This window comes from Haladaptatus sp. CMSO5 (genome assembly GCF_036689885.1).
Classification (GTDB): domain Archaea; phylum Halobacteriota; class Halobacteria; order Halobacteriales; family Halococcaceae; genus QDMS2.
Genome location: NZ_JBAHVW010000001.1, coordinates 2601414 through 2615702, shown reverse-complemented (window position 1 = coordinate 2615702; position 14289 = coordinate 2601414). Strand labels below are relative to the sequence as shown.

The window sequence follows — 14289 nt, the reverse complement described above, 5'->3', positions numbered from 1 at the left end:
CCTCGCTTTTACGCCTCCGCGACAAAGCCGTCCGCATGACGCGATTCGCCGCCGATACCGCCGACGCGCGCCGGGCACTTTTCGTCGATGCGATTGCCGCACACGACAGTCGAGACAGCCAGTTTCTCACCATCGAAGCCGAAGTCGAGGGCGAGTCCCTCGCTCCGTGGATACAGTTCGCCTCTGGCACGCTCAACCTCGATTGCACCGCGGCCGAACTCGACCGCCTCAAAGCCCTGCTCGCAGACTATCCGGCGTTCAAAATCGACGAGCTCACCCGCCCTGAGGAAGCAGAGGGTGCGAACGTCCGCATCGCCGCGCGCACCGACCCAGAACGCGTCGCGGCGTTCGTTGACGTGGCGTTCTGTACTGTCTACGAGCGGTCGGACGACTACGTCGCGTGGGTCACGCAAATCTGAGAAGCGACACACTTTCAATAACCGGCGGAGAACCCCGACTCCAGATGTATATCGTCATCGTTGGTGCTGGTGACATTGGCACTCCGCTCATCGAAATTGCGACCGCGGGGGGAAATGAGGTCGTTGTCATCGAACGCGACGAGGCTAAGGCCGAACTCGTCGCCTCGTCGTTCGACTGTCTCGTCATCCACGACGATGCCACGGTCAAAGACACGCTCCTCGATGCGGGCGCAGACCGCGCAGACGCGCTCATCAGCACGACCGACCAGGATGCGACGAACATCATGGTCTGTCTGCTCTCGAAGGAGCTGTCCATCCCGAAAATCGTCTCCGTCGTGCACAACCCAGACCACATGGACATCTTCCGCCAGATTGGCGTGAACACGATGGAGAACCCACAGCGCCTCATCGCAGAGTATCTCTATCGCTCGGTCAAACGCCCGGCAATCGTCGATTACATGCGCATCGGTGACGAGGCCGAGGTGTTCGAAATCACCGTCAAAGAGGACTCGCCAATCGATGGCAAGACGCTGCAGGAAGCCGACACGGCTGGGCTCCTCTCGGAGGAAATGCTCATCGTGGCCATCGAGCGAAACGGTGGGGGCCATCCGATTACACCCCGTGGGAACACGCGACTCGAAGCAGGCGACCTGCTGACCGTGTATTCGGGCAAGGGCGCAACACCGGAGATAACCGACATCTTCGGTCACTACGAGGACCACGACTGAGATGGCGAACCCAGCCCACGACGGTATCGTGCCGACCGACCTCGCCACCATCTTCCGCGACGTCGGCGCGCTCGTGTTGATGGAAGCCGCCCTGCTCGCGCTTTCTGCGGGCGTGGCGCTCGCGTTCGGAGAACTCTACGTTGCCGGGGCGTTCGTCCTCGCCGCCACGGTTACCGCCGGTGTCGGCGGCCTCGCCAGAAAACTGTTCGACGACGCGCCAGCCCCGCTGATGAAACACGGGATGGTCATCGCCGCCGCAGGCTGGTTTGCGACCGCTATTTTCGGTGCGTTACCCTTCCTGTTCGCCGCGTACATCGTGCCCCAGTCCGTCGCGGCAAGCTACGTCCCCGCGGGCGTCGATTACGGCTCGAGTCTCGCCTACTTTCGCTCGCCGCTGCACGCCTTTTTCGAGTCGATGAGCGGGTGGACGGGCAGTGGACTGACGATGGCGGTTCACGAGCCAACCCTGCCAAAGGCGCTGCTCTGGTGGCGCTCGCTCATCCAGTGGGTCGGGGGCGTGGGCGTCATCGTCCTCACCGTCTCGATTCTCGCCCGCCCCGGCAGTGGGAGCTACGCACTCTACCAGAGTGAAACACGCGAGGAGAAAATCCACCCGAGCATCGTCTCAACAGTCAGAACCGTCTGGAAGATGTTCCTCGGCTACACCCTCCTGTCGATTGCGCTCTTGTTCGTGGCGATTCGCCTCTCTGAGTACGGCAGCACACTCCCGACGACCGAAGTCGCGTGGCAGGCGATAAACCACGCGATGACGGGGCTTTCGACCGGCGGATTTTCCGTCACTGACAACTCGATTGGCACCTATAACTCGCCGCTCATCGAAGTCGTCTTGCTGCCGGTGATGGCGATTGGGGCGATAGCGTTCCCCATCCACTACCTCGTCCTCTCAGAGCGTGACCCACGTCACTTCTTTTCGGACCTTCAGACGCGCTGGCTGTTCATCCTATTCGGCCTCGGTGTCGCCGTGCTCACGATTCAGAACCTCGCCACGCTCGCGCCCGCGCTTTCGTTGCGCGATTCGACCTTCCAGTTCATCAGCGCGCTCACCTGTACGGGCTTTCAGTCTGCACCCATCGGCACGTGGTCTTCAGGCGGGAAGGTCATCCTCGCCGGCGCGATGACGATGGGCGGGGCCGCCGGAAGTACGGTTGGTGGCATCAAAATCATCCGTGGCTACACGATTGGCCGTGGGATTCGCTGGCAGTTCAGACGGGTGTTTCTGCCCGCAAACGCCGTCATCACGCTCAAGATGGACGGCCGAACGCTCCACCGAAACGAGATGGAACGCGAGTTCGCAGAGGCGGCCATCGTCACCATCCTCTGGCTCATCTTGCTTCTCGTCGCAAGCGTCGTCCTCACGAACCTCGCTGGCCCCGATTTCTCCTTCGCAGACGCGCTGTTCGAAGTGGCGAGCGCTCAAGGGAACGTCGGGCTTTCGACCGGCATCACCGGGCCGACGATGCCGCGCCTCGCAGAAGGGATGTTGATTCTCAACATGTGGGTCGGTCGCTTAGAAATCATCCCCATCCTCGTGTTCATCCGGGCGGCCGTTTACGGACTCAACCCCTAACTCCGCCAGTAGGCCGACGTGAGCAGGACGAACACCGGGAAGATTTCCAGTCGCCCAACCCACATCAAGAACACCATCAGGAGCTTGCTCTCTTGGGTGAACACGAGGTAGTTGTTCATCGGTCCGGCCGCGCCAAAGCCCGGGCCGACGTTTCCGAGCGTCGCGGCGACGGCGCTCATCACTTCGAGCACCGACAGCGAGTCTTGGATGCGCGTCATGTCCACGAGCACGAACAGCACGCCGAAGAAGAAGATGAGCACGTACAGCAGCGTGAAGGCGTAGATGCCGCGAATCGCGCGCTCATCGACCACCCGCCCGCCGAGGCGCACCGGCGAGATGGCTTCGGGGTGGACCGTCGTAAACAGCTCACGACGGAGCGATTTGAGGATGACGAGCCAGCGGACGACCTTGACTGCCCCACCCGTAGACCCCGCACTGCCGCCGATGAACATGGCGAACAGGAGGAGGTACTGGGTGGGCGCACTCCACGTGTTGAAGTCCATCGAGGCGTAGCCCGTCGTCGTCATAATCGAGATGACTTGGAAGGTGGCGTGGCGCAGCGCGTCTTCGCTCTCACCGATGATTGGCGGCACCTGCCCGGCGATAGCGTCGAGGCCCGCACCCGTGAACAGCAAGCCAGCAATCACCGCAGAGAGGACGGCCATCGCGCCGAGATAGGCGCGAAACTCGCTGTCTTCGAATAACTGCTCTGACTCGCCGGTGAGGACGTGCCAGAACAGCGTGAAGTTCGTCCCGGCGACGACCATGAACGGGATGATGACCCACTGGACGGCCGCAGAGAACGCTTCGATGCTCCGGGCTTCCGGGGAGAACCCGCCCGTCGGCATCGTCGTGAGCGCGTGGGCAACGGCGTTGTAAACGTCCATGTTCGGGGCCATCCCGCCGAGATGCAGCCCGTAGAGCAACACGATTTGGAGGATGGTGAAGCCGAGATACGCCCCCCAGAGTGCCCGCGCCGTCTCTGCGATACGCGGAGTGAGCTTTTCGAGGCCGGGGCCGGGCGCTTCTGCGTCCATGAGCTGTGCGCCCCCCACAGACAGCTCGGGCAAGATTGCCACGGCGAGGACGACGATCCCCATGCCGCCGAGCCACTGGGTCAACTGTCGCCAGATGAGGATGGCGCGCGAGTGAATCGTGAAGTCGCCCATCACCGTCGCGCCTGTGGTGGTAAACCCGCTCATCGACTCGAACAGCGCGTTCACGGGATTTGCGAGCATGGATTCGGTGCCGTAGCCCGCGATGAGGTACGGAATCGTCCCGATGACGGCGACGCCGAACCACGTCAGTGCGACCATCAGGAAGCCTTCACGAAAGCCCAGTTCGTCGTCGCGTTCGAAGCGTTCTAGGGCCACGCCAACGGTGAGCGTGATGGCGATGGTTGCCACGAACGTCATGACGCCCTCTCCGTCTACGAGCGCGACGAACAGCGGTAGCAACAGCGCAACGGAGAGATATTTGATGACGGTGCCGGTCAGACTGACACTCGTCCACCAGTTTACGCGCCGTTTCATACGCTCGCGGTCACCGCGTCGATTGCGTCGTGGTCAACGAACAGGACAACGTGGTCGTTCACCTCGATGACGGTGTCACCACGGGGGGTAATCATGCGGTTGTCGCGCGTCACCGCGCCGATAACGACGCCCTCGGGGAGGTCTGCGACCGACTGTTGAATCGGGCGGCCCGCGAGGATGCTGTCTGCGTCGATTTCGAATTCGAGCACCTCGGCGCGGTCTGATTCGATGAGCGCGACGTTCTCTGCTTGTTCGTCGCGGGTAAAGCGCGTAATCTCCTCTGCAGTTGCCTCACGGGGATTTACGGCCACGTCCACGCCAACGGCCTCGAACAGGTCGACGTACTCGCCGGCATCGACGATGGCGACGGTACGCTTTGCCCCGAGGCGCTTTGCGAGCAGCGAGGCGAGCAGGTTGCGCTCGTCGGATTCGAGGCCCGCGATGACGATGTCTGCCTGTCCGACCATCTCACGGGTGAGAAACTCGATGTCGGTCGGGTCTGACTCCATGACCGTGGTGTTCGGCAGACGCTCTGCGAGTTCGAGCGCGCGCGCCTCTCGGTCTTCGATGAGGCGGGGATGAAAGCCGCGGGCTTCGAGCAGGCGGGCGGTCTGGAAGGCGATTTCGCTGCCGCCGATGATGACCACGTCTTGGCCGTTGCCGCCCTGTCCGGGGGCGAGTTCCATCGCAAAGCCGCGGACGCTCTCGGGGCTGCCGATGACGATGACTTGGTCGTCGGTTTCGATGGTCGTCTCCCCGCGCGGGATGACGACCGCATCTCCCCGCAAGATGGCGGCGAAGGTGAGTGAGTCGAAGCGGTCTGCGTCTCGAATCGTCTGACCGGTGATGGGGCTTTCAGCCGAGATGCCAAACTGGGCCATGAGGACGCTTCCGCCCGCGAAGGCGTCTACGTCTTGGGTCGCGGGGAGGCCAACGACGCGGACGATGCTCTCTGCGGTCAGCAAGTCCGTACACACGAGGAAATCGACGCCGAATGCGCCTTCTTTGCTCTGCCACGTCGTGAGATACTTCGTGTTCTTCACCCGGGCGATGGTGAAGGCGTCACTCGTGGTTTTGACCGTGCCACAGGTCACGATGTTCGTCTCGTCGTCGTCCGTGCTGGCGATGACCATGTCGGTCTGTTCGATACCGGCTTCTCTCAGCGTGTCGAGGTCTGCGCCGTCGCCTTCGATAGCGAGCACGTCGAGGGAGTAGGTGAGCGCCTCGACGCGGTCGCGGTCAATATCAATCACGACCACTTCGTGGCTGTCTGCGAGGCTCGCTGCGATACTGGAGCCGACTTCACCGGCTCCCACAACGATTACTCGCATCCAGACCCCTCACGAGCGAGACTCTTCATGGTTGTCGTGTTTTGCCGGGGGAGGTAAGTTCATTTCTATTCCTCAGACCGTCTCAGTGTGCAACTTGCTCACGTATCGACCGACGACACCGACCAGTTAAGTTCGAGTAGTCTGTCTGCACCTATCATGAACCATTCACTCGCCAGCAACGGGAACTGTCACGGCCTCGCTATCGAACACGAGCCACCGGGCGGTGGTGTCGATGGGTAACTCCCTCGTCGACTGCGTCGTCGTCCCGGTCGCTGACGAGACCGACGCGCGAACGACGTGTCTCGCGCTCGCGCCGTATCTCGACGCCGACAGCCGCGTTGTGGCGCTTCACGTCATCGAAAAAGCAGGTGGCGCACCCGACAAAGCCTCCGTCGAACAACGACAGGAGGGCGCAGCAGACATCTTCGCCGTGGTCAAAGACACGCTCACCACGGGCACCGTCGAGACCGAACTGCGCTACGGGACGGACGTTGCAGAGACGATTTTCGACACTGCTTCGGACGTAGACGCGACGGCAATCGCCTTCTCGCCGCGTGGAGGGAGCCGGTGGGTTCGCCTGCTCTCTGGGGACGTTGCACTATCTCTCGTGACCGACACCGACCGGCCGGTGGTCGTCTTGCCGGACGTCACTGACAAATGAGTGACGAAGAACTCGCAAAAGACCTCGGGCCGCTCGCCGCGCTGACCATCGGCGTGGGCACCATGATTGGGGCGGGCATCTTCGTCCTGCCCGGAGTGGCCGTCGAAACCGCCGGCCCACTCGCCGCCGCGGCGTTCGTCCTCGGTGGCGGGATTGCCCTGCTCACCGCACTCTCCGCGAGTGAACTCGGCACGGCCATGCCGAAAGCCGGGGGCGCGTACTACTACGTCAATCACGCCCTCGGGCCGCTGTTCGGCAGCATTGCAGGTTGGGCCAACTGGATGGGTCTTGCCTTTGCCTCTGCGTTCTACATGTTCGGCTTTGGCCAGTACGTCTCCGTGTTCGTAGACGTGCCCACCCTCGCGCTTGGGCCGCTCACCCTGACGGGTGCGAAAATCATTGCCCTCGTCGGTGCAGCCCTGTTTACGCTCATCAACTACGTCGGCGCAAAGGAGACGGGCCGCCTGCAGAACATCATCGTCGTCACGCTCGTGGGCATCCTCACGGTGTTCACGCTAGTCGGGGCACTGCAAGCAGACATCTCCTCGCTCCGGCCGTTCGCGCCGGACGGCTACGGACCGCTGCTCCCCGTGACGGGCATCATCTTCGTCTCCTATCTGGGCTTCGTCCAGATTACGTCGGTCGCAGAGGAAATCAAAGACCCCGGCCGCAACCTGCCGCGCGCCGTCATCGGGAGCGTCCTGCTCGTCACCGCCATCTACGCGCTTGTCTTGCTCGTCGTCCTCGCCGCCGTGCCAAACAGCGTGGTCGCGGGTAACGACACCGCCGTCGTGGACGTGGCGCGCATCCTCCTCGGGCCGATTGGCGCAGTTGCCCTCCTCTTTGGCGGCCTGCTCGCAACGGCGTCGAGTGCGAACGCCTCGATTCTTGCCTCCTCGCGCATCAACTTCGCCATGGGGCGGGACAAAATCGTCACCGAAGACCTGAACACGATTCACCCCCGCTTCGGGACGCCGTATCGCGCAATCGCGCTCACCGGCGGGTTCATCTTGCTGTTCATCCTGTTCGGTGATTTGGCGACACTCTCGACGGCCGGGAGTACGCTCCACCTCATCATCTACGGCCTGCTCAACATCGCGCTCATCGTGATGCGCGAGGCGAATCCGGCGGGCTACAAACCCGACTACGAGGTGCCGTTCTACCCCGTCGTGCCGATTCTCGGGGCGGTCATCTCGTTCGCGCTCATCGCCTTCATCAATCCGGAAATCGTCGCCCTCAGTCTCGCCTTCGTCGCCTTCGCCGCGCTCTGGTACGTCTTCTACGCCCGTTCGCGCACGGAGAAACAGGGCATTCTGAGCCAGTACATCCTGAACCGCTCTGACGTGATGCCGGAACCCGCCGTCTCCGCGGCAGGGGCCGTCCAGCCAGACGGCGGCCAGTATCGCGTGATGGTGCCGCTTGCAAACCCCGCGAGCGAGAAAGACCTCATCTCGCTTGCGAGTGCGGTGGCAAAACAGAAAGGCGGCACCGTTGACGCCGTCCACATCATCACCGTCCCCGACCAGACGGCGCTTGCGGGGGCGGCGGCGTACAAAGACCAACTCGACGCGGAGTCCTCGACGTTGCTCGAACGCGCCCACAAAGACGCGACGACGTTCGGCGTGGACGTAGACACTCACACCATCCTCTCACACCGGTCGTTCGAGGAGATTTTCGACGCGGCAAAAACCCACGAGGCAGACCTCGTCGTGATGGGGTGGGGGGAAGACTCCCACGGCGCACCCGGTCGCGCAGAGAGCGCGTTAGACGAACTCACCGAGGACATCCCGTGTGACTTCCTCGTGCTCAAAGACCGTGGGTTCGACCCCTCGAAGCTGCTCGTCCCGACCGCCGGTGGCCCGGATTCAGACCTCTCTGCGGCCGTGGCGACGATGCTGCGCGCAGAGTACGATTCCGAGATTACCCTGCTTCACGCCGTCGACTCACCCGACGAGGAAGCAGATGGCCGCGCGTTCTTAGAACAGTGGGCCAGAGAACACGACCTCGCGGACGTGAACCTCCGCATCGACACCACTGGCGACGTCGAGGGCGCCATCGAGACGGCGGCGAAAGACTCCTCGCTCGTCATCATCGGCGCGACCGAAAAGGGCCTGCTCACTCGCCTCGTTCGCGGGTCGCTCGTCCTCGACGTGGTCGACGACATCTCGTGTTCGGTGTTGCTCGCAGAGAAGGGCCGCAGTCGCACCCTTCGCGAGCGGTTATTCGGCCGGTAATCGACCACACCGCCGCGCTTTTTCTTCCGTTTCACGCGTTTAGCCTCCCGATAATAACGAGGGGTGACAGGTAAGGAGTAATCAACGATGGGTGTGACACAAAAATCTCTCTTCGCCGTTGGGCTCTTGCTGTTCATCTCTGGCATCGCTGTCTCGACGGGTATCGCCCCCTTTGCCCCCGAGATGGGGTCGTCCGTCAGCAACCTCGCCGAGGGCAACCAATCTGACACGGCCAACACGGCAACCCCGACGCAAACCACGTCTGCGGCGACCACGACGCAAGCCACGACCGCCCAAGACACGACCACGTCCACGACGGCGACGACCGACGAGCCAGCCGAGTCGACTGAGACGTCAACGACGACCACGAGTACGACGACTACAACCGCCGAACCAACGGTGACGATTACGGACACGACGACGACGGAGTCCACCACGACGACCGAGACTACAGAAACGACGACGGAATCAACGACCACTACCGAGACGACCACCACCGAAACGACCACGACCGATTCGACGACAACCACCACGACCACCGAGGAGACCACCTCAACGACCACGACGACCGAATCAGACGACTCTGACGGCGGTCTCTTCAGCTTCGACTAACGCCCACCGGTTTCGCCCCTTGTTATTCCCAGTCGTCTTCGACAACCGGATTGAAAAAGTCATAACAGAAGTCGTAGGCTTTTCCCAGTAACAGCGGGAGTGCGAGCACCATCATCCAGATTACTGCCGCGGCGACGAGGTCTCCCATTCCCGTCTCGACACCGGCGGCTTCGAGGCCGATTTCTAACACCCACATGTGGTGTGAGTTAGCGTACCATGGATTTCAATCTCACGCCGGAGTGTCGGCTGTTGACCGGTCAATCGCCCTGAGTAGCGCTCAATATCTCAGCACGCGTCTCCAATATTGGGTATTGCAATATCCAATGGGGGTGTGAGCGACCGGCCGACGGTCGTCGCTCGGTGTGGGGGCCTCCACTCTCAGCGTCTTTGTCTCTGGGTACGGCTGCCTCAACAGGGTGGCGAGAGCACGGCTTTACGCTCTCTGCCAGCCTATGCTCTACATGCAGCTTCGTTCTGTCGGCAGAGAGCGCGTCATCCACGCAACCGTTACCGTCCCGGCCAGCAGAGCCGCCGTCTGGGACGCCTGGACCACCGACGCGGGCGCGCGAAGCTTCTTCGCGCCCGACTGTACCATTGACCTCACCGTGATGGGTGCCTACGAGATGCTTTTCAATCCCGAGGCCGAGGACGGCTTCCGTGGGGGCGAAGGCAACGTCATCCTCGCCATCGAACCGGAGCGGATGCTGAGTTTCACGTGGAACGCCCCGCCCTCGCTGCCCACCGTCCGCGACCAACGGACGAGCGTCGTCGTCCGCTTCCGTGACCTCCCGAACGACCGCACGCAGGTCAGCCTCACCCACAGCGGGTGGGGTGAAAGCCCAGACTGGACGAAGGCCTACGACTACTTCGTCGAGGCGTGGGCGGAAACGGTGTTGCCGCGGCTCAAAGAGCGTTTCGTGAGCGGACCGATTGATTGGGACGGCCTCGACTGAGCTCAGTTCGCAAAGTCGGTCACGACCTCCACGCCTTCGACCTCGTAGCGAGTCATCGCGTCGAGGCGGTCTGAAACGTCTGAGAGGGCAACCTCGCGACTGACCAGCTTTCCGGGCGTGACCGCACCTGCCTGCATGAGACCGAACAGCTCGTCGTAACGCGTCGGCGGCATCCCACGAGAACCGTGAAAGGAGAGTTCGTGTCTCGCCATGTAATCGGTCGGCACCGATACCTCGCCGCGTTCTGCGTCGGTCGAAAGTCCCACTTGGACGTGTTCGCCGCGCCGCCGTAGCGACCGGATGGAGTTCCGACACGTCTCCGCGATACCGAGTGCGTCCATCGAAACGTGTGCCCCACCGTCCGTGAGTGCCTGTATTGTCGCGGGAACTTCGCACTCGGTTGCGTTTACGACTTCCGTCGCACCAAGGTCACTCGCCCGACCGAGTGCACTCTCGTTTACGTCCACCGCGACGACACGCGCGCCGAGTGCCTTCCCAACGTGCACCGCAGAGAGGCCAACCCCGCCACAGCCGTGGACAGCGAGCCAGTCGCCCGGCCCGAGGGCGGCGCGGTGTGCGAGGCCGTGAAACGCCGTCATGAACCGACACCCAATTGCGGCCACGTCGCGGGCGCTGACGCCCTCTGGCAATCGCATCGCGTTGTACTCCGCCCACGGAAGGTGAACTTGCTCTGCGAACGCACCGGGAGCTTCCGGCTGAAACCCGAGTGCCCGGTCGTTCACACAGACGTTTCCGTACCCGTTTCGACAGTAGTGGCACGTCCCGTCACCGAGATTGAACGGCACCGCGATACGGTCTCCTACTGTGAGGGCTGTGACCTGCTCGCCAACCGCCACGACTTCGCCTGCGGGTTCGTGGCCCAACACCTGCCCGCGGGGCACTTGGTCGTCGGCCCACTCGCCGTGGCCCATCCACGCGTGCCAGTCGCTGCGACAGATGCCACACGCTTCTACGGCGACGACCGCGCCGTGTGGCTCCGGTGTCGGTGGCTCGCGCTCTTCGATTTTGAGCGGTTCTCCGTACTCTCGCAACACTGCAGCGCGCATGCTCTCGGATTCGTGTGCGAGTGGATAAACGTCCGTATGAGGGCACCGTCTTTGCGAGTGAACCGCTCTACGAGTTCCGTCTCTCAAGTCACGAAAAAATCTCGTTGATTCGATTGTGAGTTGGTTATGCTTCTGACTGCGCGTCGTCTGTGGTCGGGTCGGTTGTAAGGAAGGGGTCAAATCGCACACCGTCTGAGACGGTTGTCCCGCTTCCGTTCGCTTGGCGACCGGTTTTCGGGTCGGTAACGGTCTGGTCCTCAGGGCTCGAAGGGCCGTCTGTTGCTCCCCAGTAGTTTCCGGTTGCATTGACGGTGCCGTTTGCTTCGTTCAACACGCCGTAGAAGTGGTAGCCGTCATCGGCGATTGCGTTGCCGTGAACCTCTACGAAGCTTGCATTGGTGCTTTCTTTCTGTCCACAGACTGCACGCTCTTTATCCGCAACCCAGACACCACGCTGGAAGCTTTCGAGGTTATTGTCGACAATTTCGATAGTTCCATTGGAAAACTGGACTTTGACGCTATTGACTGCACCCGTGATATTGTTGTTCGCGATGGTTTGATTTGCCCCTTCGACACGGACGCCACCTCCACTTCCGGAGATACCTTCACCGCCTCCGCGGATGTGATTGTCTGTGATTGTCTGGTTCGTCCCATCAACTGTTATTGCGAAGTCGATTGTGTGGGACACGTCGTTCTTTACCACCGTATCCTCGGACCCACCGACGCTGATGCCAGTGAAGCCACCAATTACAGTGTTATTGCTGATGACGTTTTTCGCTCCACGGACAGAGACGGCCGTATCAGTATCCGAAAGCGTGTTCTCAGAGATTCGGTTCCCGTCTGAATCTCGCATGATGACGCCACCGTAGGTGTCCGTTGCGGTATTGTTCACAATCACGTTTCTGTTCGATTCCTTGGCGTTGAGCACATTCCCACCGATATCTCTGACCGTATTCTGGTCAATCAGATTGTTGTGTGAGTGTGATAACTCGATGCCTGCGTAGATGTATTTCTCCTCAAAGAGGTTCGCTGTAATGTGACTATTGTTAGTTCGTTCCAGTTCGACACCGACAATATTGACGTCGAAGATGTGGTTGTCCACAACGGTAACATTGCTTGAATCTGAAACCACAGCTCCCCGGTCAACCACCTCAAAGGAGGACTCACGAACCTCCCCACCTGTGACCGATTCGAACAAGATGCCTTCACCCGCCCATTCGGTGATGCTCACATTGTGAACGGTTACGTTTTCTACATCCGTTGCGACAATTGCCCGCTCGTAATTCTCCCCCTCCCCGTCCAACACGTGCCCATCACCGTCTAGGGTCACATTGTCGGCAGTGATCTGAATACACCCATCCTGTGCCCCGGTAATGTTGTTGGCGAGTACGTACTCGCCCGAGGCGTTGATGGTGGTACACGACTCTATCGTCGTCGGTTCTGTCGCTGCAACCGGTGAAGAAAATGCAAGCGATGCCCCCGCCGCTGTCGAGGTGATAACAAGTGCTGCAGTAAGTGCGACTAATAGTCGTTTCATTATGTCCACGCTGACAACTCTGGAGACACACTGTTATTATTCAGTGAATAATCATTTCATCCGCCGAGATCTTGGTGAAAACTTCAACCGAGCCGCTTCAGCCGCGTCTCTCTGAACGGTACTGCAAAAAATAAAAACTGCGAACCGGAGTTAGTCGCCGCCGCCGAACATCTGGCGCATCATCGGGTGCATCTCCATGAGTTGCTCCTCTGCGATCTCCTCGTACAGTTTGTACGTGATGGAGACGGTGAGCAGCAAGCCCGTACCGGAGACGGCACCGATGGTGCCGAGCATGTTCGCCATGACGGCGAGCAGGCCCACGAGGGCACCGCCGATGATGGTGACCTGTGGGATGTAGCGTTCTAAGACCTTTTCCATGACACCGGGGCTCTGGCGGAAGCCGGGAATCTGCATCCCCGAGCGCTGAATCTGACGCGCGGTTGCTTCCGGCCCCATGTCGGTGGTCTCCACCCAGAAGATGGCGAAGATTGCCCCACCGATGACCATGAAGGTCAGGTCGATGAGCACGCGGATCATGATCATCCACGGCTCGGCCGTTGTCTGTCCAAGCCACCACATCCACTGTCCGGGTGACTGGATGGGCGCGAGGTAGTAGAACAGCCCGCTCACGGGCTGGCCTTGGGCGTACGTGCCGACCCAGCCGGGCATGCCGGCCCACTGGGCCTCTAAGATGCGCCCGAGGAACTGGATGTTCGCTTGGAGCGCACGAACGAGGATCATCGGCAGGACGCTCGCGTAGATGAGCTTGACCGGGAAGCGCCCGCGAGCACCCTTCACGCGCGAGTGCGAGAGGGGAATCTCGACGCGGACGCTCTCTGCGTACACGACCACACCGAAGATGAGGAGGGTCGTGATGAGCGCGAGAATCTGCCCTTCACCGACGAACAGCACCTGGAGGCCCGAAAGCGACAGAATGCTTGGCATGTCCACGCTGCCGGTGAGCATGCCAAACCACGTCGCAAACAGCCCTGCTTCGTTCGAGCCGAGTCCGGGAATGGCGAAGAAGCCACCCACGAGACTCTGGCTGACACCGGCGATGATGAACAGGCCAATCCCCGAGCCGACGCCCCATTTCGAGACGACCTCGTCCATGAACAGGATGAGGATTGCGCCGACGAAGATTTGCGCGAAGATGAGCCACTTGACGCCCGTGAGTCCAATGCCGAGGCTCTGGGCGACCTGTGGGTCTGCGGGCAGGAAGCTTCCTGCGAACACCATCGGGAGGCCGGTGAGACAAATCATCACGACCACCAGGAACTTCTGGAGGCCCTGATACAGAATCTGGTCTCGTGGGTTGCTCGTATCGAGGCCCAAGAGGTCGGCGCCGCCGAGTAGCTGCAGCACAATGCTTGCGGTGACGATCGGACCGATACCGAGCTGCAGGATGGTTCCCTGACCACCCGCGAGGATGGAGCGGAACTGCCCGAACACGTCCGACTGTCCGGAGCCGAGTCCGTACAGGAACACGTTCGTCAGGAAGAAATACAGCACCAGAATGCCCGCTGTCCAGCCAAGCTTGCGCCGGAACGGCACGTGACCTTCCGGTCTGCGTACCGACGGCATTCGGGTGAGCACCGGTTCAGCAGCCTCCTTCCAGCCCATGGGT

Annotated in this window: 14 protein-coding genes; 8 read left to right on the top strand and 6 right to left on the bottom strand. The window is 61.3% G+C overall.

Going from position 1 to position 14289, the window contains the following annotated elements; genetic code table 11:
- The first annotated feature begins 35 nt into the window (after window positions 1-35).
- From V5N12_RS13990 to V5N12_RS13980, 3 genes are read left to right on the top strand one after another with little or no spacing between them, the layout of a single operon-like run.
- Window positions 36-419 carry a hypothetical protein gene (locus V5N12_RS13990; protein WP_332899785.1) on the top strand — a complete coding sequence of 128 codons (384 nt, stop codon included), beginning with the start codon at window positions 36-38 and terminating at the stop codon, window positions 417-419.
- A 44-nt stretch (window positions 420-463) separates the two neighbouring features.
- Window positions 464-1147, top strand: coding sequence for a potassium channel family protein (locus V5N12_RS13985; RefSeq protein ID WP_332899784.1), 684 nt, complete (start codon window positions 464-466; stop codon window positions 1145-1147).
- Between the two features lies 1 nt (window position 1148).
- Window positions 1149-2735, top strand: coding sequence for a TrkH family potassium uptake protein (locus V5N12_RS13980; RefSeq protein ID WP_332899783.1), 1587 nt, complete (start codon window positions 1149-1151; stop codon window positions 2733-2735).
- Here the strand turns inward: V5N12_RS13980 and V5N12_RS13975 are convergent.
- The gene (locus V5N12_RS13975; protein ID WP_332899782.1) at window positions 2732-4267 is read right to left on the bottom strand and encodes a TrkH family potassium uptake protein; all 1536 of its coding nucleotides are present in this window, start codon (window positions 4265-4267) and stop codon (window positions 2732-2734) included. The two genes, V5N12_RS13980 and V5N12_RS13975, sit on opposite strands and share 4 nt — an antisense overlap.
- Window positions 4264-5598, bottom strand: coding sequence for a Trk system potassium transporter TrkA (trkA, locus tag V5N12_RS13970; protein ID WP_332899781.1), 1335 nt, complete (start codon window positions 5596-5598; stop codon window positions 4264-4266). Before trkA ends, V5N12_RS13975 begins: the two co-directional genes overlap by 4 nt.
- A gap of 87 nt (window positions 5599-5685) precedes the next feature.
- Here trkA and V5N12_RS13965 point away from each other — a divergent pair, with 87 nt between their 5' ends.
- The 4 genes from V5N12_RS13965 to V5N12_RS13950 all read left to right on the top strand — a co-directional run bounded on the left by V5N12_RS13965 (window position 5686) and on the right by V5N12_RS13950 (window position 9105).
- Window positions 5686-5838, top strand: coding sequence for a hypothetical protein (locus tag V5N12_RS13965; RefSeq protein ID WP_332899780.1), 153 nt, complete (start codon window positions 5686-5688; stop codon window positions 5836-5838).
- Window positions 5831-6259, top strand: a complete 429-nt coding sequence (locus V5N12_RS13960; RefSeq protein ID WP_332899779.1) for a universal stress protein — start codon at window positions 5831-5833, stop codon at window positions 6257-6259. Before V5N12_RS13965 ends, V5N12_RS13960 begins: the two co-directional genes overlap by 8 nt.
- On the top strand, window positions 6256-8493 hold the full coding sequence (locus V5N12_RS13955) for an amino acid permease (protein WP_332899778.1): 2238 nt from the start codon (window positions 6256-6258) through the stop codon (window positions 8491-8493). The genes V5N12_RS13960 and V5N12_RS13955 overlap by 4 nt, the downstream gene beginning before the upstream one ends.
- A gap of 93 nt (window positions 8494-8586) precedes the next feature.
- Window positions 8587-9105 carry a hypothetical protein gene (locus V5N12_RS13950; RefSeq protein ID WP_332899777.1) on the top strand — a complete coding sequence of 173 codons (519 nt, stop codon included), beginning with the start codon at window positions 8587-8589 and terminating at the stop codon, window positions 9103-9105.
- A gap of 22 nt (window positions 9106-9127) precedes the next feature.
- On the opposite strand, the gene V5N12_RS13945 is transcribed toward V5N12_RS13950, so the two are convergent.
- The gene (locus tag V5N12_RS13945; protein ID WP_332899776.1) at window positions 9128-9301 is read right to left on the bottom strand and encodes a hypothetical protein; all 174 of its coding nucleotides are present in this window, start codon (window positions 9299-9301) and stop codon (window positions 9128-9130) included.
- A gap of 265 nt (window positions 9302-9566) precedes the next feature.
- Between V5N12_RS13945 and V5N12_RS13940 the strand changes: the two genes are divergently transcribed.
- Window positions 9567-10058 (top strand): SRPBCC family protein, encoded by a 492-nt coding sequence (locus V5N12_RS13940; protein ID WP_332899775.1) that lies wholly within the window; start codon window positions 9567-9569, stop codon window positions 10056-10058.
- A gap of 2 nt (window positions 10059-10060) precedes the next feature.
- On the opposite strand, the gene V5N12_RS13935 is transcribed toward V5N12_RS13940, so the two are convergent.
- The 3 genes from V5N12_RS13935 to secY form a co-directional block, all read right to left on the bottom strand.
- The gene (locus tag V5N12_RS13935; RefSeq protein ID WP_332899774.1) at window positions 10061-11125 is read right to left on the bottom strand and encodes a zinc-binding dehydrogenase; all 1065 of its coding nucleotides are present in this window, start codon (window positions 11123-11125) and stop codon (window positions 10061-10063) included.
- 124 nt (window positions 11126-11249) lie between these two features.
- Window positions 11250-12662: a right-handed parallel beta-helix repeat-containing protein gene (locus V5N12_RS13930; RefSeq protein WP_332899773.1), complete on the bottom strand. Its 1413-nt coding sequence runs from the start codon at window positions 12660-12662 to the stop codon at window positions 11250-11252.
- Window positions 12663-12812: 150 nt separating this feature from the next.
- A complete protein-coding gene (secY, locus tag V5N12_RS13925; RefSeq protein WP_332899772.1) occupies window positions 12813-14285 on the bottom strand; it encodes a preprotein translocase subunit SecY in 1473 nt (490 codons plus the stop codon).
- Window positions 14286-14289: the final 4 nt, after the last annotated feature.

Excerpts from the sequence above, each read along its gene's own strand:
- V5N12_RS13990 (WP_332899785.1), top strand. The coding sequence starts at position 36 with ATGACGCGATTCGCCGCCGATACCGCCGACGCGCGCCGGGCACTTTTC.
- V5N12_RS13985 (WP_332899784.1), top strand. The coding sequence starts at position 464 with ATGTATATCGTCATCGTTGGTGCTGGTGACATTGGCACTCCGCTCATC.
- V5N12_RS13980 (WP_332899783.1), top strand. The coding sequence starts at position 1,149 with ATGGCGAACCCAGCCCACGACGGTATCGTGCCGACCGACCTCGCCACC.
- V5N12_RS13975 (WP_332899782.1), bottom strand. The coding sequence starts at position 4,267 with ATGAAACGGCGCGTAAACTGGTGGACGAGTGTCAGTCTGACCGGCACC.
- trkA (WP_332899781.1), bottom strand. The coding sequence starts at position 5,598 with ATGCGAGTAATCGTTGTGGGAGCCGGTGAAGTCGGCTCCAGTATCGCA.
- V5N12_RS13960 (WP_332899779.1), top strand. The coding sequence starts at position 5,831 with ATGGGTAACTCCCTCGTCGACTGCGTCGTCGTCCCGGTCGCTGACGAG.
- V5N12_RS13955 (WP_332899778.1), top strand. The coding sequence starts at position 6,256 with ATGAGTGACGAAGAACTCGCAAAAGACCTCGGGCCGCTCGCCGCGCTG.
- V5N12_RS13945 (WP_332899776.1), bottom strand. The coding sequence starts at position 9,301 with ATGTGGGTGTTAGAAATCGGCCTCGAAGCCGCCGGTGTCGAGACGGGA.
- V5N12_RS13940 (WP_332899775.1), top strand. The coding sequence starts at position 9,567 with ATGCAGCTTCGTTCTGTCGGCAGAGAGCGCGTCATCCACGCAACCGTT.
- V5N12_RS13935 (WP_332899774.1), bottom strand. The coding sequence starts at position 11,125 with ATGCGCGCTGCAGTGTTGCGAGAGTACGGAGAACCGCTCAAAATCGAA.
- V5N12_RS13930 (WP_332899773.1), bottom strand. The coding sequence starts at position 12,662 with ATGAAACGACTATTAGTCGCACTTACTGCAGCACTTGTTATCACCTCG.
- secY (WP_332899772.1), bottom strand. The coding sequence starts at position 14,285 with ATGGGCTGGAAGGAGGCTGCTGAACCGGTGCTCACCCGAATGCCGTCG.